Raw genomic sequence first — 26,355 nt, forward strand, 5'->3', positions numbered from 1 at the left:
TCTCGTGGCTTTAGCCATGAGAGGTTCAAAGCGTTTGGACACCTGAGTGAAAATGGAGTCAAAATTATACGTAGTTTTAGTATGAGAAAATATGCTGAATTCAGGATATATGCTCACAATTTTTTGGGGAGGTGCAAGTTTGCGGCTGTTTACATTGATAAGAAAATCTTTTTTCTTAAAAATTGTCTGTTTCACTATCTTTATTTCTTTTGTTCCTTACGTAATACTTGGCACCTATAGTTTATTTCAGGTAAAATCTCTATCTAGTACGATGACAGAGGAACAAATAAAAAAAACAATTGATATCGTGTTAAAGCAAAAACTTTCTCTTCTTGAAAAAGAAGCAGAGGTAAATAATGCAAAATTTATGCAAACAGAAAACAGTGTAAACTTAATTCGAAGGCAAGCCGAATTTTTGTTTGCTGATCCTGGTTCTGTTTCTAAGAATTCTTCCTCTATTAATCTGATGAAGAGAAAACAAGGGTATAGATGGGAGCCACAGGGAGTTGCGAAACAAGAACCTAATCTTTTCCTCAGTGGAACAGCTACCTTGTCACCTATTCTGCTGCGGGACTTTGCAAAATCAAAAGAACTTTCCCCGTTAATGAAAGAAATGATTCAAACGGAGCCCATGCTGAAAGCAGTATTTTTTGTTTTTGCTGAATCGGGTTGGTTGGTATACCCTCCTATTAATGTGGATTATGAGGTTTCTATTCATAAACTTTCTCCGAATATCCGAATTCAGGATTACGAGTTTTATTATGCAGCTGATGCACTGCATAATCCTGAGAGAAAAGTCAAATGGACACGCCCTTATCAAGATGTTACACATTGGAACTGGGTAGTGACAGCCACTGCACCTGTATATCTGCCTGATAACACTCTACGTGGAGTCGTCGGGGTTGATTTTCCACTCGATCATATTGTTCAGCATTTTCTCAAACTGCCCTTTCAAGAGCCGCATGCTTTTTCGTTTATTACTAATAGAAATGGGAACTACATAGCAGGCAATCAAAAAAATCAAAGAAGTTTACACAGTAATCTTTTTTTTGTTAGCGGACAGCAGCTGACGTTAAAGCCGGAAATTCTATCTCAAATTCGTACAGAAAAAGGGATCGTTCCTGTCTCTTCAGCTTTGGAGAAAGGCTATCTTCTCTTCGCCTCCATGCCCAGCAGCGACTGGCGGTTGAATTTCTATATTCCTGAAAATGATATCTCAGCACCCATTATCAAGGAGGCAAACAAGGAAATTAATCTTCGAATGAAAGATTTTCTTACTAGGTTTCTTTTCTTTTTAGGAGCTGGTGTCATACTTCTCATCTTTTTCTCGTTCCAATTTTCTCGAACAGTAACCGGGCCAATTAAAAATCTAACACTTGCTTTGAGAAAAAGTGGGGAAGGAAATTATAAAGAGAAGATTGCCGTGACTTCCCAGGATGAAATCGGGAATTTAACCCAAACATTCAATTGGATGAATGAAACAATTGAGCAGTTAATTGAGGCGTTGGAAGAGCGTGCGAAGGACCTGGAAAAAAAGGTATTTGAACGAACAAAAGAGCTCCAAGAAGCAAATATACAGATTGTAAATACATATGAGCAGTTGAAAAGTTTCGAAGAGTCCCGATCCGAACTTATTCTACAAATCTCTCATGACCTAAAAACCCCGCTCACCTCAATCAAAGGATATCTTCAAGTGCTGAATAAATATGAGCTTTCAGCCAAAAAAGAAAAAGAGTTTATCCAAAGCATTCTTGCACGTACTAACCATACCATTCAGTTAATTGATGATTTGTTTGATCTCTCTGCTCTGAATATGAATCAGTTACCGTTTGAAAAGGAATGGATAAATATAGATTTTTTAATGGAATATGCGCTAGACATTGTCATTAGCGAGGTACAAGGACTAGATATTGAAGTGGAAACAAACTATGCTGCTGACTTACCGCTTGTCTTTGTCGATCCGCCAAAAATGAACAGGGCGCTTGTGAACATTTTAAGTAATGCTATAAAATATTCCCGTGAACAAGAGAAGATCAAGATAAGTATTACCTGCTATCAAAAAAATGAATCTATTATCATAGAAATTAAAGATAATGGCATGGGAATTTCCGAAGAAAATATGAAAAATATCTTTACAATGTTTTATAGAGAACCAAAAGCCAAGGATGCAAAAATAACGGGAAGCGGACTAGGGACAAGCATTGCAAAAAAAATTATTGAAGAGCATGACGGAGATATTTTTATAGCAACGACTTCAGATGTGGGAACAACGATTGTGATTGTTTTACCCTACCATATAGAATAAATTTTTCGTACCAAGCGTACTAAAAAGGCCGTATAGAATCTCTTCTACACGGCCTGTACTTTTTTACTATAAAACTTCAGCAAGTGAAGTTGAGGAGGGAATATCAAACTTATAGCCCACTCCCCATACCGTAATAATGTAAGAAGCAACATGTGATGAAACTTTGTACAATTTATTTCGAAGACGCTTTATATAAGTATCAACCGTCCTTACGTATCCCGATGAGCCATATTCCCATACATTGAGTAATATATCTTCCCGCGTAAAAACGGTTCCCTGAGATTTTGCCATGTAAAAAAGCAGTTCATATTCTTTTCTAGTGAGCGGAACTTCCTTTTCTCCTATCAAAACTTTATATGAATCATGGTTAATCGTTAAGCCTGGAAAAATCCAGATATTTTCGGGTGTCGTACCTATAGACAAGATAAAATTAAAGTAAAATTCAAATAAATTTACAGAAAATATTTTACTTAATCATTTCTAAAAGACATAAGAACCCCCCACTCATTCAGTGAGAAAAGTGGGGGAAAAGAATTCATTTTTCACTTACGACCAGTAATTAATTCATATTTACCCAAACACTCTTCACTTCTGTGTACAACTCCAGTGCATAACTTCCCATCTCCCGCCCGATGCCGCTCTGCTTGTAACCGCCAAATGGAGAAGCTGCATCCAGCACGTTATAGCAGTTTACCCAAACCGTTCCGGCTTTGATTCGATCCGCAAGCTTGTGGGCCTTTGCAACATTTTCCGTCCATACACCAGCTGCCAGTCCATATGTTGTCCGGTTCGCACGCTCAATCACATCCTCCAAATCGTCAAACGGCATCGCGGCCAGAACCGGCCCAAAAATTTCCTCGCGGGCAATTGTCATATCATCCGTTACGTCCGCAAATACGGTTGGTCTCACAAAATATCCCTGCTCTAGTTCTTTACTGTCCGCGTATGCTGTAATTATCGAAGCTCCTTCTTGATTTCCAAGATCGATATAGTGGTTTACGCGGGAGAATTGCTCTTCGGAAACAAGGGGACCCATTTCTGTGTTCGGCAATAAGCCGTTTCCGACTTTTAGTTTTTTTGCATGCGCCTCCATGTCACTGAGTACGTTGTCATATACTTTTTTGTGAATATACAGACGCGAGCCAGCGCAGCATACCTGTCCCTGATTGAAGAAAATACCACCAAAAGCTCCTGGAATTGCTTTTGACATATCTGCATCAGGCAGAATGATGTTTGGCGATTTCCCGCCTAGTTCAAGTGATACTTTCTTTAGTGTGCCGGAAGCCTGGCGCATAATGAGTTTTCCAATCTCAGTTGAGCCGGTAAACGCAATTTTGTCTACATCCAAATGCTCAACAAGTGGCTGTCCTGCCGTCTCACCAAATCCAGTAACAATGTTCACAACCCCATCTGGAAATCCTGCTTCCATAATAAGTTCGCCTAAACGAAGAGCGCTCAGCGGTGTTTGCTCTGCTGGCTTTAATACCACAGTATTTCCGCAGGCAAGCGCAGCCGCAAGTTTCCATGCTGCCATTAAAAGCGGGAAATTCCACGGAATAATTTGACCGACGACACCTACCGGCTCCCGTTTCGTATAGTTAAAGTAATTCGGTACTGAAACAGGGATGGTCTGCCCGTAAATTTTTGTCGCCCATCCCGCATAGTAACGGAAATGATCTACGGTAAGAGGAATGTCTACATTCATCGTTTCACGAATAGGCTTTCCATTATCGAGCGTTTCAATTTGGGCAAGTTCCTCCCCGTTCTGCTCAATTAATTCAGCCAAACGATATAATAGCTGTCCTCGCTGAGAAGGAGTCAATTTTGACCATGGACCATTCAACGCTGCCCGAGCTGTCTTTACCGCCCGATCAATATCTTCTGCCTCCCCGTTTGCTACGAGGCATAGTACTTTTTTGAAAGCAGGATTCACTGTTTCAAATGTTTTACCGGAAGCAGCTTCTACCCACTGACCACCGATTAACAGTTTTTTTGTTCCGTTTACAAATGCAGCTACCTGTGGTTTTATTAATTCTTGTACTTTCATCTTATTTTCCTCCTTGTTTTTTGCTATATTTTAGGTTGACCGTCGGCGTTTTTTGGTGCCTTAGCCTTTAGGTAACCAGTACCTTAGCTCTGCTTTAGAAGAATATTAAGCGCAGGATTTTATCGTAATTTTCCGATTATATCGATTCCACACGGGCAATTTTTCCAGAATTCGTTTTAGAAAGTTCAGTTAGTTTCAGATTGACGCTCGGTACGTCATGGGATATCAACCATTTGGACAACCAGCCCTCTAGATCTACTTTAGATTGAATCGAATATTTCTCTCGAATTTTTGCCAGAAACCCGGTAACATGGGCAGCAGCAAAGCTATGTCCCTCCAAATTGAACTTCTGAAGGGGTCCTTCTAATCGTCGGGGGATGCCAAGAGTGGAAAAAACGACTTTTTCCTCGGTATGATAGAAAAACATATTGCCGCTACAGTCGGCTTCGGCCTTCACTCCGAAAACGGAAGAATAGGAAGCAGGCCACAGCAACCCGCGCTTTTCATCGCAGGCTGAGACAATAAAAACCCCCCTTTTTTCTGCTTCTACACAAATTTCACGAAAATCAAAATTATCTTGCCGAACGCCCAAACTTAAATTAATAATGTCCATCTTCGCCTCGATACACCATTCCATCGCCGCACACAATGTTTCGATATGCGCGCTCAGACTATCGTGAAAAATTTTTACGGCCCATATTTCAGCATCAGGCACGTGCTCATATAAAACCCCGGCTACCGCTGTTCCATGTCCTAAATTATCTCTATAGTCTTCTGAGAGAAAGAGGCTTCCGTCTTCCGAAACATGAAAGGCAATACCACCTGCGACCCGTCCAATATGAGAGTGCCCCTGATTGATGCCGCTGTCGATATGCGCGATTCGAATCCCTTGTCCTCTTCCCCAACATTCTTTAGCCATGTTTCCTCGTAAGTAGTTCATAATCATCTCCTCCTGAATTATGGTGCGTATAGCTCGAAAGCGATCCTTCAGATAGAGACCAGAGCTGGTCTACCCATAAAATGTTCTGTATCCGGTGTGTAATAATGAGCACGGTTTTATCCTGCATCTTCTTCCGGATTAGCTCAAAAATTCTTTGCTCCGCCTCTATATCGAGATGGCACGTTGCTTCATCGAATATGAATACATCCGGATTCTGCAGAAGAGCTCTTGCTAAAACTAAACGCTGTTTCTGCCCTGCAGACAGCTTGGCCCCTTTTTCCCCTAGCTGAGTCTGAAGCCCTGCCGGCATAGATTTCACATCTTCCCATAACCCCACTTCTTCCAGAGCATTCCTCATTTCAAGCAGGGTTAATGGGACTTTTCCGAGCGTAAGATAGTCTTCAATTGTGCCGAACCATATCGGATGGTCGTGAGCTACCAGACATACTTTACGACTCCAGGAGCTACGTGTAATAGATTGAATATCGATTCCATCACAGAAAATGGCACCTGAAGAAGGCCTGTGTATCCGGGTCAGCAGGTCGGCCATTGTGCTTTTTCCTGCGCCATTTTGTCCGATAATCCCTATTTTCTGACCCTTGGCTATAGAAAAAGTTATATTCTCAAGCACCTTCTGGTGGGCTTCATAACTAAAGCTCACTTGACGAAATTCAATACCTGAAGTAACACAGGAAAGCTCTTTGGTCCCCTCTTCTTCAAGAGGCAGATTGAAGAATTCTTCAATACGCTTTACAGCTACCTTGCCTTTTTGCATGCGAATATATAGCTGCGTGAATCCCTGGATCGAGCTGTACAGCCTCGCCTGATAAGCGCTGAATGCCAGCAGGGTTCCCAAGGTCACCGAACCTTGAAGCACGCCTAATCCAAGAAACCACACCGTACCAATCGTGGAAATTAAGATAACAGTCTGAGGGACACCCTGGGCACATCCATTGATAAAGGCGAGCCGCAGTTGCTGTTCATTCAACGTCTGCAATTCGTTTTGGTATTTGTTTTCCAGCCATCCTTCCAGACGAGAACTTCGAATAAAACGAATCGAAGAAAGCGTGTCAAAAAGAAAACTTTGATTGGCTGCTGCGAGGGTTCGCATCTTCATGTTCATATCGAACAGTACAGTTCGGAACTTTTGTGTTGCAAAGATCAGCACAGGCAGTAGTAAGAGACAGTAGACGGTCATTTTCCAATCCAAAAAAGACAGAAGGAATATATGGAACAGAAAACCAAGGCTAAGGATAATCAAGTGCATTGTATTATCTGTGTAAAAGTGCTGAGCCTCTCTCAGATCTTCATTCAGTCTGGATACCACGTCTCCGACTCTTCGCTTAGGATGAGAAAAAGAATGGGTCTCCATAAAATGCCGATAGAGCGCACCTTTCATTTTCATACTCATGCTCATACTCATGCGCAGATAACAATACTTAGTAAAAAGAAACAACCCTAAGCCAAGCAGCATGAAGATAACTCCCAGTGTCATAGCAAAGGAAAATGAATAGACTTGTCGGGTAAATACTTGATCAATCACGAATTTTCCAAACATAGGTTGAATCGTCAGCAAAACAGTAGAACAAATATTCAAAAAGAGAAGAAATGAGAGTGATTTCCAGTAAGGGACAATAAAAGAAACAAGCTTTTTTTGCACAGCTTTCCTCCTATCGGTAGTAACACATTAGTCCCGACTCGCAAAAAGAAGGTTGATTCCTTATTCTCCTCGCATACTCTTTTACCTGCGTCTCCGCTTCCTCGGATCTAACCCGATCTACTACCGCCTTCACTAACTGCACGCTGGCCAGTTTCCGGTACGATGAACTTTCTCTTCCTACGATTTTTAATGAATCAATTCCCGCTTTATAAAGAGCTGGTAAGGCACACAGCCCACAGGGACCAAGGGGTAGTCCATCCTGCGCAATTTGACATCCACAATCATTAACAAACCAAACAAATTCCCGATAATCTTTTACCTGTTCTTCCAGCTTTATTTTTTCGCTATCGCTGAGCGTGTAGTTACCACTTGTTGGCATACTGATATAATCCCACTGACTTTGTGAACAGAAAGCACCGGCCCGATTATGTGTAGTGTGACAAAAGCTTTCCTCGTACACACACCCGTCGTTTAAAATAAACATCTCAAGTTCGATATTACCTGCCGCTTTTTTTAGCGCAGGAATCTCATTCAACTGCACAGTTCGAGACAGGACGATTCTTTCTGCTCCCAATTCTTTGTACAGCTGTATACTGCCTGTATTGAGGGGGGCAGCTAAACTGCTGACATGAATAGTGGCGCTTGGTATTTGTTGCTTCATTGCTATCATTAGACCAATATCTCCAACAATAAAAGCGTCCACTCCCACCACTTCCGTACAATGTCTAATTAAATCGAGCAGCATGGGATATTGCTCTTGCACATAGTAAGGAGCATTTAATGTAATATAGACTGGAATGCCGTAGCTGTGGGACTGGTCTACAATTTTCTGCAATTCTTTAAATGACATCACGCCAGCAAATGGATTTCTCCGGTTTACCCATACGCCCGCTGAGTATTTTTCCATCCATTCCATTGGGGTGATTCCACAGTAAAACTCTTCTGCTCCGTTTTCCGCCAGCATTTCCACTTCTTTTGCTGTTCCTAAAGGTGCCAGTATTTTCATAGGAGTTCCTCCTTTTATTGTCTTATACTGGTATTCTCGGGCTGTAAACAATTCGAGTGGAAGCAACATCTATCATGCCTTGAAGTCCCCTTTTTACAATGTTTGGATTATAAGCATAAAAGGCCGTGTTACCTTTTTGAAAAATACGATACTCCATATCAGTAAACTGCCTATTTTTTAGTTCAAAGGTGTAGAGCTGACACTGCTGTTTACACTCCGGGTCACCACGGAATTTCTCCTTCTTACTCGCCTCCATAAATCCCACCATACAAGCATTACCGCTAGCCACACATCCAAATGGAAAATGAAAGGATAGCCGATAGGGACTTTTATGCTGCGCTAACTTATGCTCCTGCACAAGTTCATCAAACTCTATCCCCACGACATTGGCTGATTCAAGGAAACGAGAAAAACTGTCTGAAAATAGCCCTGTTTCTTTTACAACATTCCGCGCGCTTTCAGGTGCACGTTCATCATCATAATAGTCTGCGATACGTGGGTCACGAATTGTTTTATTCAATAGACGCCCAATTACGATGTGCAATGATGGGAAATTCGTCCGCACATGATGATATACTCCCCAGTCATTGAGTACTACTTCGATGGAGCGACCTGCTACGCCCGCAGTTTGATGCAAGTCTTCCAATATTTCAAGAAGTAGATGAAACTTTTGATTGTGAACATAAGGAGAAGCAAATGTAAACTCAAAACCGTTATGCCAGCTATATGCCAACGCTTTTTTTACAGTGGACAGAGAAGGCAGCCGATACTGGCAGAATTCAGAACCGAAATAAATCCGATCTGGCTTTCGTTTCTTTTCGTATAACCGCTCCCATTCTTCAAAAAAGATGGTCTGCATTTCTGTTTCTATTGGATTCTGGTGTGCAAAAGAAGCCCATGGCGATTCAACAAGAGGCAAATCTCTTTGCGATTGAACAGCAACGGCAAACTCAACCATACGCACCCTCCGTCTACTTTGGTAGATTTTGAAAAAAACCGTAAAGGCAATCTCTTATGCTAGAGTTCGCCTTTACTTTTATTTAATTCCTAATACGATTCACTTTTACATCCCATCCATCTGTTGGAAGCTTTATTATTTTTTCAACCTGTAAATCGGTATTTGCCACAATAAAATCGTTTCCTCCGCCCGCTAGGTAGAGTTTCTTCCCATCAGCACTCATATTCAACCCATATATCGTCCCTGTCGGCGGCTTCGTGTCTTTAATGACATGTCCGGTTTTCAAATCTGTTTTATACCAGTGATTCATAATTGAGTAACCATATTTCGCCTGTGGATCGACCACAGCGGAGAACATGCCTACGGGAGGTTTATCAAAATCCTTGGAATGATATTCTCCTGTCTTTGTGTTGAACCAGGCGATTCCCTCCGTCACCCGCCCGTCTGGATATGTTGTAATAGTTGGCATCGAGTTAAACGGGCTCCCGCTAATTCCTGGGCCACGCGGGAAGAGCAGCAGAATATTAGTAGAACCGTCCTTTGGATTGTCTTTATGCTTTATCCCCACTTCCTTCTTAAGTTTCCAGGTGCCTGTATGTAGTGTATAAAGATCATACCCCCATACAAACAACGTTTTTGGGTCCCCCTCTTTAAACTGAATGGCATGAATGCCGTATGGCGCTTCAACTGATTTAGTAACTTCCTTTGTTTTTAAATCCACCTCAATAATTTTGCTGGGCAACACTTTGTAAAGATTGGTTTGCTTTTCCCCCTGCGTTACAAAAGCGTAGACTTTGGTTCCATCCGGAGAAATGGCTGATCCCCAGACACGTCGGTCCAACATCCCCTTATCGGTTCGTCCAACCAGATTTATTTCGTCCAATACCTTGTTCTGGACGGCATCAAAAACGTAAAAGGTCGTTCTGCCATTAGCAATTACCACTCCCTTTCTCCCGTCTTCAGTAAAACTTATATCCCTGGCCGGACCCTTTACTTTAATATGACCGGTAATTTCAGGCACTGCCGGATTTACCACTGTAACTTCACCATAACCAGTTACATAGGCGCGCTCGGTATAGCTTTGTGCCGTCGTTTGCGTGCCGAAGAGTGAAAAAGCGATTAGAGAAAGGGAACAATAAAGAATAAACAACAATTTTTTTATCATTAGTTACTCACACACCTCTCTTTATCAATCCCCGCGATTCGGTCGAGAAAATCTGGATTGTGTTCCAATATTCTTACATATGTTTTTAATCCGATGGTAATCCACTCATGCATCCAATTACAGTAGTGTGCATTTGGCTTACGGTAATCACCCTGTCTTTCCATTGCTTCATAATAGCATCCACCTGAGCAAATATGCTTCAATGCACATGTTTTGCATGATTCTTTACGGTCGACATGCAACTCTGAGAGCATCTCTTTTTGCTTCTGCCGATGAACACCGGAATAGATATCACCGAGTTTAAAACGTTCGTCTTCATTAAAACGGTGGCACAAATATAAGCCGCCGTCTGGACTTACCGCAAAAAATCCAAGACCGGCTCCGCATCCATACGCTTTGTTTGTCCCCATGTGGAGCTCTTTTAATAGGTTGGTCATATTGGAAAATCCCAGATAGCGATTATGGATGGCGTTTTCCACATACAAATCTGCAATTTCCTCAAACTGGCGTAGCAGTTCCTGCAAATCTCTATCGTTTAACATGAGATTGGTGTCCGGTTCGGTTACCGGGGCAAATCCCACTTCGTAAAATCCTTTGGATAACAAATGCTGAAGAGATGCCTCAATTTTTTCAAAGCCTTTGGTCACGGTAACTCGGGTTCCCACCGGCGCACTTTGATGTCCTTCGATGAGTCGATTTACATTTTTGTTGACCTGATCGTAGGAGCCCTGTCCACCTGCAAAGAAACGATTTTTATCATGCGCTTCTTTCGTTCCATCCATGCTGACAGATACGCCAACTGAATACTGATTCAAAAATTTAATGCGCGCAGGGGACAGAAGAGTTCCATTGGTCGTAAGTGAGTACTGTACTTTTTTTCCCCACTTCTTCCCCTGCTCTGTGCTATATTCTACAAGATGCTTTAATACGTCCCAGTTTAAAAATGGTTCTCCCCCAAATAAAACCAGGGTAACGGACGTTTCTTCTCCGCTGTTCTCCATAAGGAAGTGAACGGCTTGTTCCGCAACTTCTTTTGATAAATACTTTTGCGGTGCCCCATACTCTCCGTCACCAGCATAACAATAGGTACAGCGCAAATTGCATTCATTGACCAGATGTATCACCAATGTTTTTACAGGCATATTTTCTGTAAGTGCCGGAGACGGTGGAGTAAGGGAGAATCGTCTCCCCTCACTCTCTTCCACGTACTGAAGAATTTCTAAATCCATGAATTCCTTCAGCATTTTTTGATACTTTTCAGTCGTATCCATCTTACTAACATACTTCTCCGGATCAAAAATCCAACTATCTCCAGAGGATTCGCCATGTTTTTGTACAAATGCAACAAAATCTGCCGCCGTTTCATCAAGAGCAAGGATATTTCCGGTAAGGCCATGGAACAAATATGACTGATTCCCGACATGAAACTGGATGTAGTTGCTGAGCTGCATTTTCTGCATAAAAATCCTCCCTTACCTTAGTTAACGACATTTGAATAATCTGGAACCGCAGTAACGAGATGTGCTTTTCCAATAAAGGTTTTTCCGTTCCACGTATATGATGCGATAGCAGTAACACTTCCTACATTTTCTGCTGTATAAGGTCGTTCTTTATTCACTCCCTCTATCGATGGAGTAAATAATCCATTCTCAGCTATTTTTCCGATATATTTAAGATCTTCATCATTCTTGATTTCTTCTGGATATGGACCGAGCGTCCACTTTGCTGGTACAGCCATTAGCTTAAGATCGTCCGCTGTTCCCTTTTTGCCATCTTTTCCATTGCTGTATGTGTAGGCGGTAAACTGTGTACTTACTTTATGCATTGGACCTGCTCCACCCATTCTTGCCACTGCGTAAGATGGGGTCGCTTTTAGATAATCCACCCGATCATATACAGTAAGATTTTCATGAACATTCGCTTTATCAGAAGCGATAGAGAATGATCCGATAGGGGCGTTTTTATCAACGGTAACAGTAAGCTTTACGATATCATTAGAGGATGCTGCTACGCTTTTTACTGTCACTCCTTCAGGAAACTTCATGCTCTGTGCGGTTAACTTTTTTAAATTCATTCCGTATAAAGTTAGTTCACTGGTTTTGCCCTGCTGGATCGCCGCAGGTTCCATATGGACAACTTCCGGCTTTTCGGTTTGAACTTTATAATAGGTCTCTTCCCCGGTAATGCCGGCATCTTTCGTTTCCGCCCAGCCTCCTTTTATCTCATTTCCATTCTCTAATATATTAAAGACCCCTTGCAGCTTCTTTCCCTGCTGATCATATTGAGTGCGCAGGGTATACCCCGAATACATCTGTATCTTTCCTGTTAATGTCTCAGAATTGCCCGCATTCATATAGCGAATGGATTTATTTTCCGAATATCCATCCCCTGCTTTCTGAATTTCACTATCCCCGACATAGAATCCCTGCGTACCACGGTATCCAACAACTTTCCATTTTCCCTGTGCTTCATAATGCTTTCCTTTCCATTCATCCCATGCTGCTGTCTTCTCCGGATATTGCGTGGCCAAATAATCGAGAGCAGCATCCGCCACCTTCGGCCAATCTAAATGCCGGTTATTTAAATACGTGGAGGGGAACATGACAAGGTGGAAATCCTTGAGATTTTTCCATTCTTCTTCCGTCCTCCGCTGGGCCATAAATCGTCCTCCCGCATGACAGGCGATACAGCCATTTTGCACATTTGGATTAGGCGAGTCAGCTTCTGTGTAAGAAGGTTTATTTTCTACCCAATACCTCACCGGTTCTGCTTCAGACGGTGCCAGACCCCGCTGTTCACTTAAGTCTTTAATCAGGATTTTTCTTTCGTCATCTGTAATTTTTAAACCATGAATTCGTTCCATCCGGGCGATGGTCTGCGACCAGCCTTCTGGTGTTTTTCTCATATATTCGATTCGAGCCAGCTTTCCATTGTTATCAACCGCATGACAGCTCATGCAGGAGGCTTGTACCTGTTTGCTGACATGGATTTGCCCTGTACTTTCCGCAGACTGCTGCTTTGCTGCTTGCTGCATCACATTTATACTCTTTTTGTTATTAACCAGTGTAAAAATAGCCAGAGCTACAAGTAGCAGGGCAATACAGGATATTAAAATACCAAGTCGTCTTTTGGACATGTTCCCCCCTCCTTTTCTATGGTTTTACATAGTTGAGTTTTCGCCAGTCATTGGCTGCTACCGGACATTCATCAGAGTAGGAACCATAGTTGGTTAACCCATCAGGAACCTGAGCCGCCCACCAGCAATCTCCATAGCAGCCATAAATATCTCGATAATGCGGCTGACATAATCCATCAAGCACCATGCCTGAAAAATCTGTTTCCCATCCTGGATCAAAAAGCGTTGCGCATCCCATTGGCAGCAAAGAAAGCCCTTCAACCTCTGGCTCTTTCTTGACGTCAATTATTTTCTGTAATCGCTTTCCTTTCCAATTTAAAGGTTTAATATGTTCCACTTTCGCACCCCTCTCAAATATTCTTAACTTTTAAAACATTCTACCTATTGTTTGGTAAATGAAAGTTGGTTTTTAATTAAAGGAGAATCAACTTCTGGTAAAGTTTATTTGATACCACGCGCATTGATTGGATAAAAAAGTAAATGATAACAAAAAAGAGGTACCCTTTTAGTAGGCCTAATGATTTATATTAAAATTTGCTGGATTTCTACTTTATCATCGATTTAATTAAGAAAATTTATTAACTATTGTTTAAAGAGGTGAAAATTATGGAACCAATTCTTATTATTGAAGATGATAGAGAGATTCAAAAATTGTTGGCTGTTTGTTTTGAACAGGAAGCTTTGCCTTATTCCATAACTTCACTTGGGCGGGAGGCGATTGAACATGTTAAAAAAAACCCCCCTTCCCTTATTCTTCTTGATGTGATGCTTCCAGATTCAGATGGAATGGAGATCTGCCAGCAGCTGCGTATGCTTACTTCTTGTCCAATCATTTTTGTGAGCTGTAAAAATAAAGATAATGATAAAATTTTAGGACTAAGCGTTGGAGGAGATGACTACATCGAAAAACCATTTAACATCGGCGTGTTAATGGCCCGTGTTCGTGCTCATTTACGCAGGAACCGCATTTTACAAAAGCAAAAAGAAAGTCAAAATGAACACTACCTTCATTTTGATAACTTTCGTATCAATATGTATTCCCGGGAAGTGTTCCGGGATAATGAGAAGATCCAGTTGACGGCAAAAGAGTTTGATTTGCTTGCCTTTTTAGTACAAAATCCAAATCGTGTCTTTTCTCCGGAACAATTACTCGATAGGATATGGGGCATGGATACGCTGAGTGAAAAAAGAACGGTGGTTGTACATATTTCGAGTCTAAGAAAAAGCATTGAGGAAAATGCGCTGAATCCGCGCTATATTATTACGGTTCGGGGAGTAGGCTACAAATTTGCAGCCGTTTAACTTCATAAAAAATCACTCTTCTTAAAAGAGATATCAAAAAGGAACTGCATCTTTTTAGCTTTCAGTTCCGGTGCAAGAATATTTTAATAAGAGTATAGAGCGTTAACTTCTTTTGTATTTAACACCTATAAATTGAATCATAACCATTTATTATACGTTTTTCTTGATTTTTGACAGACTTCACCTGTTGATGGATCTGTCCTTTTTTGACCTCTATAAATTAAGAAAGGGGCTGACCCAAAAGGGCATGTAACATGACCTTTTGGGTCAGCCTCAAGGAACTCCTCCCTTCTTTCCTATCTATGAAGCCCCGCCGAATAAGGTTACACGTTTGTTAAAGTATCCCAAAAGCGTTTTGTTTCTTCAGCGCGTCGGCCACTTGCGCCAGTCGGATGCCCAATTGCTGTGCCATTCGCTGCTCTGCCTCCTCGATGACGCCTCGGCTTGCCGCAGCCCCATAGTACGAACCACCCTGCTTCATCTCTTCCATCCAGGGTAGTCCGACCGCCACCATGCCGTTGGCCATCATCCAATGCAGAATGCTCCACAGGGTAAACTCCGTACCGGCTCCAGGTCCATCCCCAATGGTAAATGCAGCGCCAGCCTTACCATTGAACGTACCTTCTTCCCATTGGGATCCAAGCGAGTCGAACCATGTTTTCAACACCGATGTTACACCGGTCCAATTTGCGCAACCTACGGCCATTCCGTCGGCGGCTTTCAATTCCTCCAGCGTAATCATTCCTGTCGAACATAGCGTCGGCACCCCACCGCCTTTGACCACTCCACCTGCGATGAACTGCGCTAACTCCGGTACCAGTCGCATCCGCGGGTCATAGACAATTAGGATACTCGGTTTACCGATTGCTCCCATTGTTACTGTCCATCCTCATGAGGGGGCACCACTTTTTTCGCAAAATGATGCTGCATCCATTCCAGGTAACTCACGCGATCACGGATGATTTTTCGTTGTTCGGTGTCACTTACGTCCTGATGCACTTGCTTCATTCGGGCCGGGTCCACTCGATAAATGCCATCGACTGTAATGTGATGCGTCTCTACCGCTTTCTTCTTCATACCTTCGCCTCACTTTCTATATCATAGGCGCAATCCAATAGATATTTGCCAGGATTCATAATATTATTCGGATCGAGGTTGCGCTTAATCATTTTCATAATTTCATAACCGTACCCCAGTTCATCCGCAATCAGTTCCACTTCTCCGTCACGGGTCGATCCGTGGCACGAGCTCATAGATCCACCATGCTCTAACGCAATACGGGAAATTTCTTTTTTTGCATCGCTCCACGCTTTCCACGTTTCGTCATCCAACTTTTGGTCCTGAATTCCGACATCAATTTCCATTAAGTAGTCCCCGTACCCCCGAAATGGATTTTGTGCATACATAAAAATACCCCAGTTATCAAAAATGTCGTATTTCTCGATTAAGTCATCGACTACCTTGTGCCATTTGTCTTTCACTGCCAAAAGCTCGCTGTAGGTAATCGAGGCATCCTCACAGTGCCAGCTCATGCGCACTACCTGCCCGTCTTTTTTTCGCCCATGCAGCGGCGTGGCATACCGATCATGACGGGACGCCCAGTCGCCTTCGGAAATCTCCTCCCCCGCATACACCCCGCCGGTGCGTGCAGCAATCTCCATGATGCGCCTTTTGCCAACTTCGACTTCATCCTCATAGCCGTACAAGCATACGCAGATAATACCATCCAACCATTCCGGAGCCGGAATCCACGCTTCGTCGTCCCGACGTAAATAGGCGATTTTTCGTTCGTCAAACAGGATGCAGGAGGCCATAGTTGCAAGGCCGCACTCGGTAAACTCCTTTAACGCTTTGTATGCCGTTTGAAAATCATCATACATAAAGAAGGCAGGGAACACGGCTTCTGGCAGCTTCACCAGTTCGAGTGTAACTTCGGTTGTAATACCAAGCGTACCCTGGTGACCGATGAACAAATCCTTTAACCGGTATCCGGAGGAAGATTTACGCGTCTTTTTGCCTCCCCCTTCGCCAACCCGCACGACTTCGCCATTGGCCACTACCACTTCAAGACTGACAACCAAATCACGGGTATGACCATACCGTGCGCCGATGAGCGATAGTCCGCCGGTCCCCACACGTCCCGACAGGGTCGCCACTGGATAGGAAGCCGGATCATCCGGGTAGAACACCCCGTATGGCGCCAGGTATTCATTCAGCTTCAGCATGTTGATGCCGGGCTGTACGGTTACCGTACGGTTTTCCAAATCCAGCTCGATAATCTTCTTCATTCGTTTCATGTCAACAATAATGCCTCGTCGCAGCGGTACGGCACCATCGGTCAATCCTGTGCCGCCGCCCCGCGGCACAATGGGCACGTTGTGCTCGTTGGCAATTTTTACAATTTCTACAACTTCCTCTCGCGTCTCCGGAAACACAACCAAATCCGGCATATAATCTTTAATGCGATGAATGGGAAACGGTGCTGGAACAATTGTGCGCTGAAACCGGGCCTGCGGTGCATCCGTCACGCGCTCGGCTGATAGCACTTTTCGCAGGTCGTTTAAGACAATGTCGTCCACGCGGGTATAAGACGTTGTCATATATTCCCCTCCAATACATCGTAGCCTACGGCCAGCGCTACGATATCCATAATGTCATAGACTTCGAGGGCCGTCGTGCCATCCTTCACCCGCTCTGTAAGCGGACGCTCCGACCAAACGCAGGCACTTACAATCGCCTCAGCACCGATATTTTCAGCTGCCCGAACACGGCGAGTCGAAATTTCCTTAGTAAGTTCAGGCTTTGCCTGTGCCAGCCCGCCACCGCCGCCAGAGCAATACGCCCACTGCGTGATATGGTCTACATCAATGAATGTCAGACCCGGAATAGCACGTAAGATGTTGCGCGGCGACTCCCAAATGCCTCCCCGCTTGTTTAAGCGACACGGATCATGGTACGTTACTGTTTTGTTAACCTCGTGGGTAAACTTTAATTTACCTTCCTGCAGCAGCTCATCCACCAAATCGGTAATGTGTAAAATCTCAAACTCAGCCGCTTCCGGGAAATAGCGCGGGTATTCATGTTTAAACGTTAGATAATCATGCGGATCGAGCGTGACAATCCGTTTTGCCCCGCATCGCTTCCAGTCATCTATGTTGTGGCGTGCAAACATTTCGGCTTCTTTGCGGTAGCCCATCTCCATGAGCGGCCCACCACAGCACCATTGATCGTACATCAGTCCGAATTCAACACCAGCCAACTGCAGTACTTTCGCAATCGCCTTTGGTACGGAGATACGCTTGAATGCAGCTTCGCAATCGCAGAATAAGATGGTGTCTCCGCCTCGTGGCAGATTGAAATCATCGGCCCAATCTGCGACTTTTTCCGGGTCTCCCTGCATTTCATTTTTGTATTTAATCGTATCCTCCGCCCATTTCTTCCATGCGGAATCCTCAATCCCCGCCTCAACAGCTGCTGCCCGTACCTCAGCAACAACGTCCGTTGTTCGCGTACGATTCAAATAAAAATCACCAGTAAACAGCGTATTCGGACAGCGCGTCTCACAGGCGCCGCAGCGTAAACAATGCTTGTAGTCATCAAACACATCCGCAAGCGTCGCCTCGTTTTGTGACATCGCCACAATGTTGGCATGGAAGCCATAAGAAGTATGCTGTTCATTTCCGGTCACTTGAAACACCGGGCAGATTTCCCGACAAAACTTATGTCGGGAGCTAAAACAGCCAAACGCCGTGTCTGTAAAATCTACTGTCAACTGCTCCTGTACCTGCCGTGCTTTTTCTTCATTTACCGTGCTCATCATCCTGCCCCTTTCCTGTCATTTGCATCCTATTGACTTTCCAAACCAACACAGTGCTGTTGTTAGCTCAGTCAAACCAGCCAATCGGTTCGACTTTCAGATTGTTATTGATTTGCTTGACTTCCGTATACGCTTCATAGCCAAATGTACCAAGTTCACGTCCGTGCCCGCTCTGCTTGTAGCCGCCCCAAGGCGCTTCATTGTAAGTCGGATGATACGAATTAATCCATGTAATACCAGCTCGAATGCGCTTTACCACCCGGAAGGCACGAGATACATCATTTGTAAACACCGCACCGGCTAAGCCGTAAATCGTATCATTTGCCAGGTGAATGGCCTCTTCTTCACTTTTAAATGTCTGAATGGCCAGGACTGGACCAAAAATTTCTTCCTGTACAATGCGCATGTCCGGACGAGTGTTGGTAAAAATCGTCGGTTCCACAAAATAGCCGTCTTTCAATTTACCTTCCGTGATGCGTTTGCCTCCGTGCACCAGCGTTGCTCCTTCCTGCTTGCCGATTTCAATGTAGCGCAGCACTTTTTCCATATGAGCCTCCGAAATTAGCGGCCCCATCTGGCTTCGCTGGTCAAGTCCCGGTCCGACCTGGATGGTTTTTGCTTTTTTGATAAGCGCTTCTATAAACGCATCATGAATAGACTCTTCTAATAAAAGCCTGGAGCCTGCCGAGCATACCTGGCCTTGATTAGCGAAAATGCCAAACAGTGCATAATCAACTGCAGTATCAAAATCTGCATCCGCAAACACCACATTCGGCGATTTTCCGCCCAACTCCAGCGAAACCTTTTTTAGATTTCCTAATGATGCTTCCATGATTTTCCGTCCTGTAGCTGTTCCGCCTGTAAAGGCCACTTTGTCCACATCATGGCTTGCTGCAATCTCCTGACCGACCGTCGCTCCGGCGCCAAGCACCAAATTGACAACGCCGCGCGGGAAGCCAACTTCTTCGAATATTTCGAATAATTTCACTGCAGAGAGCGGTGTCAACTCAGACGGCTTGAATACTACCGTGTTACCGGCCGCCAGTGCAGGTGCGAGCTTCCAGGCTGCCATCATTAGCGGATAGTTCCACGGCACAATCTGTCCGCACACCCCGATTGGTTCGCGTACAACCATGGCTTGCTGTGGATCCGGTACTTCGTACGTTTGTCCGTGCGGCTTCGTCGCCAGTCCCGCATAGTATTTAAAACAGGAAATCGTATCATATACATCAAAGATGGCTTCTCGCAGTGGTTTTCCGTTATTTAAGGTTTCCGTTTTGGCAAACTCATCGCCGCGTTCTTCCAGCTTCCTCGCTACATCAAACAGCAGTTTGGCGCGTTCGATAGCCGGGGTGTCCCACCATGTTGTATAAAATGCCCGCTTTGCCGCCTGGATGGCGCGCCCGGCGTCTTCTGCCGTACCTTCCACCGCTGTCGCAATGGTGCGTCCATTGGCCGGATTCACAATGTCTCGTGTCTCTCCGGCAGCGCCTTCCACCCACTGCCCATCAATGTACATATGCACCACTAATGTTGCTTCTTCCTCCATGCTTTGTTCATCTCGGACTACGTTTTCCATTCGGAATCCTCCTTTTATTTAATAGAGTTAGGAAATATGTTCTTGCGCAACACCGCTTCCTTCCGCTATGTCCTGGGTATGGTAGCGGAACAAAAACGCAGCACAAATATAGTAGACAATCCCAGCGGCAAAATACGCGGGGATGCCGGCACTCATGTAGTTAAAAAAGGGGCTGGCTTCATCTTTCAGCGGATTGTACATCCACCAATACACTACCGTGCCCACAATAAAGCTAACGACGGCCGAGGGGTTAACCCCGTGCCAGAATGTGTAGATACCCTGACGGTTATATAAATCTCGCAGGGAGATTTTTTGCTTTTTCACCAAGAAGAAATCAGCAATAATGATACCGCCAAACACTGCCATAACATACGAAATCATCGAAAGAAAACGACCGTAAGCGTCATAAAAGGATGGGCTGCTCATCAATATTGCCGCCGGAATCGTCGTCGCCAGGGCCATCCACCATTTCTGTTTGGGAAACACGGTTTTAAAGCTAATGCCCTGAGAATAGATAAGCAAGACCGCAGATGTCACGTTTCCCACAACGAGAAGCATAAGGCCCAAAAACCCGAGTACCTTTCCTCCAATTGCAACCATCCAATCGGTTGGATACAAGGAAGCCACGAGCAAAGAGGTGAGCGCACCCATAATCGCCGCAATGTTTAACACAACACCATAGGCAAAGAAGCTGCCGGTAAAAGCAGATTTCTCGCTTTTTGCCAGTCGGCTGTACTGCCCGATATACGGTAACCAGGAAAAGCCAAGCCCAACGTTCCACTCCAATGCTGTCGCAATCGAACGCGCATACGAATCATACGGACTCGCAGGCTGCAGCGCAAACAGTTTCGCTGGTCCCTCTTTGAATAACACCACAACAATCAATCCAATGAGCACAAGCAAAATGGAGGGAACCCCAATTCGTGTAAACCATTTGATAGCTACCGGTCCCTGAAACGCGACACTGAAGGCGATGAAGAACGCTAGAATCGCAAAGATGGGCGCGCCAGTCTCGCGTGCTGTCCAAAACGCGCCGGCACCGAACAACTCTAACAGTTTGGTGGATGCCTCCCCAACCATAAAACAGGCGATGGAAATCCAGCCCAGGTTTAACACCGCAAACATCACAAAAAAGATGTCCGAGCCCTTGTAGCCAAGCGCACTACGAAAGCCAATGAACGTATCCACCCCATACCGTGCAAATAAAACGGCAATCGGAACGATGAGAAATACGGGAAATGCATTACCAAAGAGAATGGTGAAAATTGAATCCTTGGCATTTAAGACGGAGCCCGTCAGCCCTCCAACCAAAAAACACCAAGCGGCAATTCCAAAACCGGATTGGACAAACATCAAATCCAAAAAACCAAATTCCCGTTCATTTTTTTTGGCTGGCAAAAAACCAAATTGCACTTCATCGGAAATCAATCGGGACTTCTCAGCCATACATGTTTCCCCTCTCTCATTTGATGGTGAGTACAAACCCTAACGCAATCAGCACCGTGATGAGAAGAGGAAGGAAGACGTCACCTATCCTCATCCGTTCTACGCTCGCCTCCGTATCACTCTCATACTGCTGGACGCGTGTGTCTAACTCCGCAAGCAACTGCGTCACAAATGAATCTTCTTGTGGGGTAACGGACATATTGTCATTCAAAACCTATTCCTCCTTTCCTTTTTTGTCTTTTTTCTATCGCAAATGCTGTGCCAACTCTCAAAACGGCTGTATTACTTGATTTTCTATGCTTGGCTGCGTCTGCTTTCTATGAAAATAACAATAAAAAAATGCATCTGTGAAATTATATATTAAGTCTGAATTTTTTGTTATTTTTTATGTTACAATGATAATAATCTAATACCTAAGAACAGGAGGTTGTTTATGGTTCCAGCTATGCCGCTCACAGTCGAAGAGATTTATTCCGCCTTACAAACAATGCTCCTCTCTTTTTACGATGACATACTCGTATGCAATCGCCACGGTGCGGTAGTATGGGAGACACAAGGCGTACTGGACAGGTATCCGATGCCGAGTGCGATTGCACAATCTGCGTTTCAACTGCGCACCAAATCGACAACCCTACAGAAAACGTGGGACGGGGAAGAAGTAATGGTGACAACTATCCCGATATATCAGGCAGAAAAAGACCCCCTTGTCATCATTGCATTCCGCAAACTTATGCATGAATCTCAAGTGCAGCCCATGATTTCACATATGAATAGAAAGAAAGAAGAGGAGGCGTCCATCCCGGGCCTCATTTTCACAAGTAAAAAGATGCGACATGTCATTCGACAGGCCAAACAAGTGGCACAAACCTCCGCCTCTACCCTGCTTACAGGCGAATCCGGCGTAGGGAAAGAAAAAATCGCCACCCTCATCCATCGGCACGGAAGCCGCGCCGATAAACCGTTTATTAAAGTAAATTGCGGTGCCATTCCAGAGAATTTATTAGAATCCGAATTATTCGGCTATACTCGCGGAGCATTTACCGGTGCCGATCCTAAAGGAAAAGCAGGTTATTTTCCCCTGGCGCATACCGGCGTGCTCTTCCTTGATGAAATCGGTGAATTGCCACTGCATCTGCAGGTGAAACTTTTGCGTGTCCTGCAAGAAAAGGAAGTAACCCCTATCGGAGGAACCCAGCCGATAAAAATTGACATTCAAATCATCGCCGCAACCAATCAAAACCTTGAACAAAAGGTCCAGGAAGGAACGTTCCGCAAAGATTTGTATTACCGCTTGAATGTAGTACCGATTCATATTCCTGCACTCCGGGAACGAACCGAAGACATTGCCCTATTGGCGGAGTGTTTTCTCTGTAAATACAACCAAACTTATCAAAAGAGCATAGAATTCAGTATGGAGGCCACAGAGTTGTTGACGGTCTATCCATGGCATGGAAATGTACGTGAACTGGAACATATCATTGAACGTATCGTCGTCACAACGGAAATGCCTGTGATTACAGCTCCTCTTCTTCAAACCTATCTAGCTAACCCGCTCGCTCAAGAAAAAAACCTTGTGTCTCTTCAAACCGTTGTTCCCTTGCAAACCGCTCTGGAACAGGTGGAAGAGCAACTATTGGAGTTGGCTATGAAGCAATACAGCTCGATTAAGGTGGCAGCCAAGGCACTGCAAATCAGCCAGCCTACAATGAGCCGTAAGTACAAAAAGCTAAAAGAAAAGAAAAAACGGCATCAAATAGAACAGAATGAAAAAGAATTCGATGTATTGGAACAAGAATTAAACAAACAGCTGCGTTCGGTTGCCATTGTAACTGCCGCTTCACTGAACAGTGACGATGTCAAACAGTTAAAACGCAATCCGTCCGTAACGAATCCCTACTATCAAAAGCTGCAAAAAAAGCTGACGATGATTCGTGAGCTTGAGGGAAAGATTCAGTGGAATTACATTTGGATGATGAAAGAGGATGGACGTATTATTAACCTGGTTGCAGACCAGAGGCTTGCCATTAAACCAGGGGAGGAATATAAAGGACCGAAAGACATGATGAGAGTTGTCTACAATGCCTTTAAAGGTCATGTCGGCGTCACGCCAATTTACATGGATAAGTTCGGAGAGTGGAAATCCAGCATAGCGCCGATTCATGATGAGAATGAGACAGTCATTGCGATTCTTGGCTCTGATTTTAGCGCAAGCTATGTCGCCAAAGAGATACAAAAACTGAAAAGGATACTAAAAATTAAAGGATAGTACGACCTCTTACGAGAACACCCCCGTAAGGTGCTTTTTGATGAACCTCTCCCACCTACGCTTAGAGGTGGGAGTTTCTTACCAACCCTATCGATGAGGCTTCTGCGCATAAGAGGATGTGCCTCTCACGCTCGATATCCAATCGGAAGTCCTCTCGATACGTAAGTAAGCAACATCTATACGTTTTCCGTATAGCTGGGTCGGAACCGACCTTCTACTACTTCTTGCTTACGCAATCCGTAGATACTTTTGTGTCGTTGGCACATCGAAATGTCGAATGTCACCATAGATGGCTTTGCTCAGAATATTGCGCGCACCGTGGATATCCCGATGTTCCTGGTACCCACATGAGCACACATAGTTTCTAGAAGACACTTTCTTTTTCTTCTTGCAGACAGGACATGTCTGACTCGTATACGATTCATCCACTTCTTGCATGTGGATGCCATCCTGCATCAATTTATACTTGAGATACGCCTTGACTTTTCCAAAAGACCAGTTGGATAATTTCTGAGCTTGTTTACGGCTTGTTTTCTTTTTCTTGCGGGTGTTTCGCTGCACCCCTTCCGGATTTCCTATATACACATCGGAAACGGCTTGTTTTACGCACCATTCCACAAAATTTCGGGTCGCTTTGTGCAGCGCATCTTGAAGTTGTTTCCCGGATTTGGACAGCATATATTGTTTGGCTCGTTGGTATTTTTTCCACTGGCGGGATCCTTTTTTACATTTTGATTGCAGACGCTGGATTTCAGCGAGCTTCTTATTGCGTAAACGGTGAAGGGTCCGTATTTTCCTGCCTGTTATGATTAAGGCTTGCCCATTTTCACAGAAAGCAGCCAGCGTGTGAATTTCACCCAGGTCCACCCCAACCGCTTGTCCGGATTGATATTCCTTCTTCTCTTGTCCATCTTCAAACGAAACGGCCAGATACAGTCCGTTGTCGTAACACAATTCAATTTCCTTGATGTGTCCTTGTGGCAGATTCGATGCATGAACGACGATTGGTTTTTCCCGTTTTCCATTGTGGATGCCCATGGAGAGTTCGATTTTTCCGTTTGGGTGAATCTTGAAGCCGTCTTTTACCCATTTGGTGTTGTAATGGTTCTTTTTCTTGTAGGGATAGCGTGTGGTTGTATGTCCTTTTTTGATAGCCTGATGGGAGGAGTCTCTGGCGAAAAGGTATTTGTGGCAAACGGCCTGGATGGATTGGCTATGTAAGTGGAATTTTCCTTTGGTTTGTTTCTGAAGCTCGGACTTGGACATCCATTTTTTATGTTCGAGGTAGAAGTTCTTTGCCAACCGTAAGCATTCATTCCAGACACGTGCCGATTCACGATTGCAGGCAAATAACCGATCCTGCTCGGCTTTCGATGCATGAAAATACACTTTCTTCGCACGAATCATACGCCCCCCCTCCTTTCCTATCATCCTGATTTGATGGGACGTAAGAAGAGTATACCAAGGGATCAAATGTTCTGCAAGAAGCAAGGGTAGGCACCGTCTCACCGACATTCATCTCCCACTTTCACGAGCGTCATCACACCTTCACGTTTAGAAGTGGAAGACTTCTTTCGGAAAAATGTTAAATAAGGTTTTCTGACACCTTAAGGAAATAACCGTATCTAAGCGGTTGTTTCCTTTTCTTTAACTTCTTTTTCTTGCGCTGCTTTTTCGATTACAGCGTTATATACACCCTTTCTATGCTGAGTACGTGACGCTTTTTCTGCCATTACTACTCCTATTAGCACGAATATCCCTCCCAGAATAATTTTCCCCGTCAATTTCTCATGTAAAAAAACAACAGAAGCTAAAATACTGACTAAGGGAAGGATGTTAAGATAAATCCCACTCCTGGCTCCTGAAACCTTTTCTAATGCTGTATTCCAACACCAGTACGCTAGAATGGAAGAACCCAGTACTAAAAAGCAAAGACTCCACCAGCTTTTCACAGTAACTTCTACTGACCATCCGTACAAAAACATTTCAACAAGTGCAAAAGGACAGACTACTAATGCTCCCAGTATGAGTGTTAACGCAGTAAACATCTCACTAGACAATGCCGCTTCAGCCTGAGGCCGCTTCAGCTGTATCGTATAAAAAGCAAACAACCACGCGCTTGCTAAGATAAGCATATCTCCCACAAAAGAGGAACCATTCAAATCGGATGCTTCTGAAGTTATTACTATATTGGTTATTGGCAATGAAATAAATAGAACCCCGAGTGTCCCTATCGCAAGTGCAATCCACTGTATATACATAATCTTTTCCTTCAAGTAAAACGCCGAAAGTAGCAGGATAAATAAAGGAATAGAAGCATCAATGATACTTACGTGCGTCCCACTTGTAAGAGCAATTCCGAAAGTGTACAGCATGGAATATCCTGCAACCCCTGTAAAAGAAAGAATAGATAATCGCTTCCACGGAATGGGCACATTCTTTTTCTGCCTTTTCTTCAAAGCGTACGGCAAAAAAAGAAGGCCGGCAAATAACAATCGAAGAAACATAAGAAAAAAAGGGGGAAATGATTCTAATGCCCATTTTGCAGGGGCAATAGCAACTCCCCAAAGAATAATAGCAATCCAAAGCAGGGCTGTAGTTTTATCCATACGATTCCTCTTTTCGCCTTTACATATATTTCATGATATAAAACCACCATGGCACCTCAGCCGCAACCCCGACATGAAAATCATGAGAAGAGCGGCTGACTTTTGTGGTACGAAGGAAA

22 protein-coding genes are annotated in these 26,355 nt (G+C 44.1%); 3 read left to right on the forward strand and 19 right to left on the reverse strand.

The window, feature by feature from the left end; all coding sequences use genetic code 11:
• The first annotated feature begins 139 nt into the window (after positions 1-139).
• Complete coding sequence (locus tag B2899_RS07845) at positions 140-2,305, forward strand: ATP-binding protein (RefSeq protein WP_286884885.1); 2,166 nt, start codon at positions 140-142, stop codon at positions 2,303-2,305.
• A 66-nt stretch (positions 2,306-2,371) separates the two neighbouring features.
• On the opposite strand, the gene B2899_RS18410 is transcribed toward B2899_RS07845, so the two are convergent.
• From B2899_RS18410 to qhpC, 10 genes are all read right to left on the reverse strand, one after another.
• Complete coding sequence (locus B2899_RS18410) at positions 2,372-2,728, reverse strand: winged helix-turn-helix domain-containing protein (protein WP_414631758.1); 357 nt, start codon at positions 2,726-2,728, stop codon at positions 2,372-2,374.
• 136 nt (positions 2,729-2,864) lie between these two features.
• A complete protein-coding gene (locus B2899_RS07850) occupies positions 2,865-4,352 on the reverse strand; it encodes an aldehyde dehydrogenase family protein (protein ID WP_286884888.1) in 1,488 nt (495 codons plus the stop codon).
• A gap of 136 nt (positions 4,353-4,488) precedes the next feature.
• On the reverse strand, positions 4,489-5,292 hold the full coding sequence (qhpE, locus tag B2899_RS07855) for a subtilisin-like serine protease QhpE (RefSeq protein WP_286884891.1): 804 nt from the start codon (positions 5,290-5,292) through the stop codon (positions 4,489-4,491).
• A complete protein-coding gene (locus B2899_RS07860) occupies positions 5,264-6,952 on the reverse strand; it encodes an ABC transporter ATP-binding protein (protein ID WP_286884893.1) in 1,689 nt (562 codons plus the stop codon). Before B2899_RS07860 ends, qhpE begins: the two co-directional genes overlap by 29 nt.
• A 10-nt stretch (positions 6,953-6,962) precedes the next feature.
• Positions 6,963-7,958 carry a peptidase U32 family protein gene (locus B2899_RS07865; protein WP_286884895.1) on the reverse strand — a complete coding sequence of 332 codons (996 nt, stop codon included), beginning with the start codon at positions 7,956-7,958 and terminating at the stop codon, positions 6,963-6,965.
• A gap of 22 nt (positions 7,959-7,980) precedes the next feature.
• On the reverse strand, positions 7,981-8,916 hold the full coding sequence (locus B2899_RS07870; RefSeq protein ID WP_286884897.1) for a hypothetical protein: 936 nt from the start codon (positions 8,914-8,916) through the stop codon (positions 7,981-7,983).
• A gap of 82 nt (positions 8,917-8,998) precedes the next feature.
• A complete protein-coding gene (locus B2899_RS07875; protein ID WP_286884900.1) occupies positions 8,999-10,081 on the reverse strand; it encodes a YncE family protein in 1,083 nt (360 codons plus the stop codon).
• Positions 10,081-11,541 carry a quinohemoprotein amine dehydrogenase maturation protein gene (gene peaB, locus B2899_RS07880; RefSeq protein ID WP_286884903.1) on the reverse strand — a complete coding sequence of 487 codons (1,461 nt, stop codon included), beginning with the start codon at positions 11,539-11,541 and terminating at the stop codon, positions 10,081-10,083. The genes B2899_RS07875 and peaB overlap by 1 nt, the downstream gene beginning before the upstream one ends.
• A gap of 17 nt (positions 11,542-11,558) precedes the next feature.
• Complete coding sequence (gene peaA, locus B2899_RS07885) at positions 11,559-13,217, reverse strand: quinohemoprotein amine dehydrogenase subunit alpha (RefSeq protein WP_286884905.1); 1,659 nt, start codon at positions 13,215-13,217, stop codon at positions 11,559-11,561.
• Positions 13,218-13,233: 16 nt separating this feature from the next.
• Positions 13,234-13,554 (reverse strand): quinohemoprotein amine dehydrogenase subunit gamma, encoded by a 321-nt coding sequence (gene qhpC / locus B2899_RS07890; RefSeq protein WP_286884907.1) that lies wholly within the window; start codon positions 13,552-13,554, stop codon positions 13,234-13,236.
• A 269-nt stretch (positions 13,555-13,823) separates the two neighbouring features.
• Here qhpC and B2899_RS07895 point away from each other — a divergent pair, with 269 nt between their 5' ends.
• Positions 13,824-14,519, forward strand: coding sequence for a response regulator transcription factor (locus tag B2899_RS07895; protein ID WP_286884909.1), 696 nt, complete (start codon positions 13,824-13,826; stop codon positions 14,517-14,519).
• A 334-nt stretch (positions 14,520-14,853) separates the two neighbouring features.
• On the opposite strand, the gene B2899_RS07900 is transcribed toward B2899_RS07895, so the two are convergent.
• The 7 genes from B2899_RS07900 to B2899_RS07930 all read right to left on the reverse strand — a co-directional run bounded on the left by B2899_RS07900 (position 14,854) and on the right by B2899_RS07930 (position 21,572).
• The gene (locus B2899_RS07900) at positions 14,854-15,393 is read right to left on the reverse strand and encodes a flavodoxin family protein (protein ID WP_286884912.1); all 540 of its coding nucleotides are present in this window, start codon (positions 15,391-15,393) and stop codon (positions 14,854-14,856) included.
• A 2-nt stretch (positions 15,394-15,395) separates the two neighbouring features.
• Positions 15,396-15,596, reverse strand: coding sequence for a hypothetical protein (locus B2899_RS07905; protein ID WP_286884915.1), 201 nt, complete (start codon positions 15,594-15,596; stop codon positions 15,396-15,398).
• Complete coding sequence (locus B2899_RS07910; RefSeq protein WP_286884916.1) at positions 15,593-17,119, reverse strand: FAD-binding oxidoreductase; 1,527 nt, start codon at positions 17,117-17,119, stop codon at positions 15,593-15,595. Before B2899_RS07910 ends, B2899_RS07905 begins: the two co-directional genes overlap by 4 nt.
• Entirely contained in the window at positions 17,116-18,339 is a 1,224-nt protein-coding gene (locus B2899_RS07915) for a (Fe-S)-binding protein (protein WP_286884918.1), read from the reverse strand. The genes B2899_RS07910 and B2899_RS07915 overlap by 4 nt, the downstream gene beginning before the upstream one ends.
• Before the next feature lie 64 nt (positions 18,340-18,403).
• A complete protein-coding gene (locus B2899_RS07920) occupies positions 18,404-19,915 on the reverse strand; it encodes an aldehyde dehydrogenase family protein (protein WP_286884920.1) in 1,512 nt (503 codons plus the stop codon).
• 27 nt (positions 19,916-19,942) lie between these two features.
• Positions 19,943-21,361 carry a purine-cytosine permease family protein gene (locus B2899_RS07925; RefSeq protein WP_286884921.1) on the reverse strand — a complete coding sequence of 473 codons (1,419 nt, stop codon included), beginning with the start codon at positions 21,359-21,361 and terminating at the stop codon, positions 19,943-19,945.
• A gap of 16 nt (positions 21,362-21,377) precedes the next feature.
• A complete protein-coding gene (locus B2899_RS07930; RefSeq protein WP_286884923.1) occupies positions 21,378-21,572 on the reverse strand; it encodes a hypothetical protein in 195 nt (64 codons plus the stop codon).
• A 222-nt stretch (positions 21,573-21,794) separates the two neighbouring features.
• Here B2899_RS07930 and B2899_RS07935 point away from each other — a divergent pair, with 222 nt between their 5' ends.
• Positions 21,795-23,627, forward strand: coding sequence for a sigma-54 interaction domain-containing protein (locus B2899_RS07935; protein WP_286884924.1), 1,833 nt, complete (start codon positions 21,795-21,797; stop codon positions 23,625-23,627).
• Between the two features lie 228 nt (positions 23,628-23,855).
• Here B2899_RS07935 and B2899_RS07940 read toward each other — a convergent pair whose 3' ends face one another.
• Positions 23,856-25,034, reverse strand: a complete 1,179-nt coding sequence (locus tag B2899_RS07940) for an RNA-guided endonuclease InsQ/TnpB family protein (RefSeq protein ID WP_286884928.1) — start codon at positions 25,032-25,034, stop codon at positions 23,856-23,858.
• 218 nt (positions 25,035-25,252) lie between these two features.
• Positions 25,253-26,236 (reverse strand): DMT family transporter, encoded by a 984-nt coding sequence (locus tag B2899_RS07945; RefSeq protein ID WP_286884929.1) that lies wholly within the window; start codon positions 26,234-26,236, stop codon positions 25,253-25,255.
• Positions 26,237-26,355: the final 119 nt, after the last annotated feature.

The organism is Aneurinibacillus sp. UBA3580, assembly GCF_002375825.1.
GTDB classification, from domain to species: Bacteria; Bacillota; Bacilli; order Aneurinibacillales; family Aneurinibacillaceae; genus Aneurinibacillus; species Aneurinibacillus danicus.

Bases quoted from the DNA above. Each gene is read 5' to 3' on its own strand.
- B2899_RS07850 (WP_286884888.1), bottom strand. From the start codon at position 4,352: ATGAAAGTACAAGAATTAATAAAACCACAGGTAGCTGCATTTGTAAAC.
- qhpE (WP_286884891.1), bottom strand. From the start codon at position 5,292: ATGAACTACTTACGAGGAAACATGGCTAAAGAATGTTGGGGAAGAGGA.
- B2899_RS07865 (WP_286884895.1), bottom strand. From the start codon at position 7,958: ATGAAAATACTGGCACCTTTAGGAACAGCAAAAGAAGTGGAAATGCTG.
- B2899_RS07870 (WP_286884897.1), bottom strand. From the start codon at position 8,916: ATGGTTGAGTTTGCCGTTGCTGTTCAATCGCAAAGAGATTTGCCTCTT.
- B2899_RS07875 (WP_286884900.1), bottom strand. From the start codon at position 10,081: ATGATAAAAAAATTGTTGTTTATTCTTTATTGTTCCCTTTCTCTAATC.
- peaB (WP_286884903.1), bottom strand. From the start codon at position 11,541: ATGCAGAAAATGCAGCTCAGCAACTACATCCAGTTTCATGTCGGGAAT.
- peaA (WP_286884905.1), bottom strand. From the start codon at position 13,217: ATGTCCAAAAGACGACTTGGTATTTTAATATCCTGTATTGCCCTGCTA.
- B2899_RS07895 (WP_286884909.1), top strand. From the start codon at position 13,824: ATGGAACCAATTCTTATTATTGAAGATGATAGAGAGATTCAAAAATTG.
- B2899_RS07900 (WP_286884912.1), bottom strand. From the start codon at position 15,393: ATGGGAGCAATCGGTAAACCGAGTATCCTAATTGTCTATGACCCGCGG.
- B2899_RS07905 (WP_286884915.1), bottom strand. From the start codon at position 15,596: ATGAAGAAGAAAGCGGTAGAGACGCATCACATTACAGTCGATGGCATT.
- B2899_RS07910 (WP_286884916.1), bottom strand. From the start codon at position 17,119: ATGACAACGTCTTATACCCGCGTGGACGACATTGTCTTAAACGACCTG.
- B2899_RS07915 (WP_286884918.1), bottom strand. From the start codon at position 18,339: ATGATGAGCACGGTAAATGAAGAAAAAGCACGGCAGGTACAGGAGCAG.
- B2899_RS07920 (WP_286884920.1), bottom strand. From the start codon at position 19,915: ATGGAAAACGTAGTCCGAGATGAACAAAGCATGGAGGAAGAAGCAACA.
- B2899_RS07925 (WP_286884921.1), bottom strand. From the start codon at position 21,361: ATGGCTGAGAAGTCCCGATTGATTTCCGATGAAGTGCAATTTGGTTTT.
- B2899_RS07935 (WP_286884924.1), top strand. From the start codon at position 21,795: ATGGTTCCAGCTATGCCGCTCACAGTCGAAGAGATTTATTCCGCCTTA.
- B2899_RS07940 (WP_286884928.1), bottom strand. From the start codon at position 25,034: ATGATTCGTGCGAAGAAAGTGTATTTTCATGCATCGAAAGCCGAGCAG.
- B2899_RS07945 (WP_286884929.1), bottom strand. From the start codon at position 26,236: ATGGATAAAACTACAGCCCTGCTTTGGATTGCTATTATTCTTTGGGGA.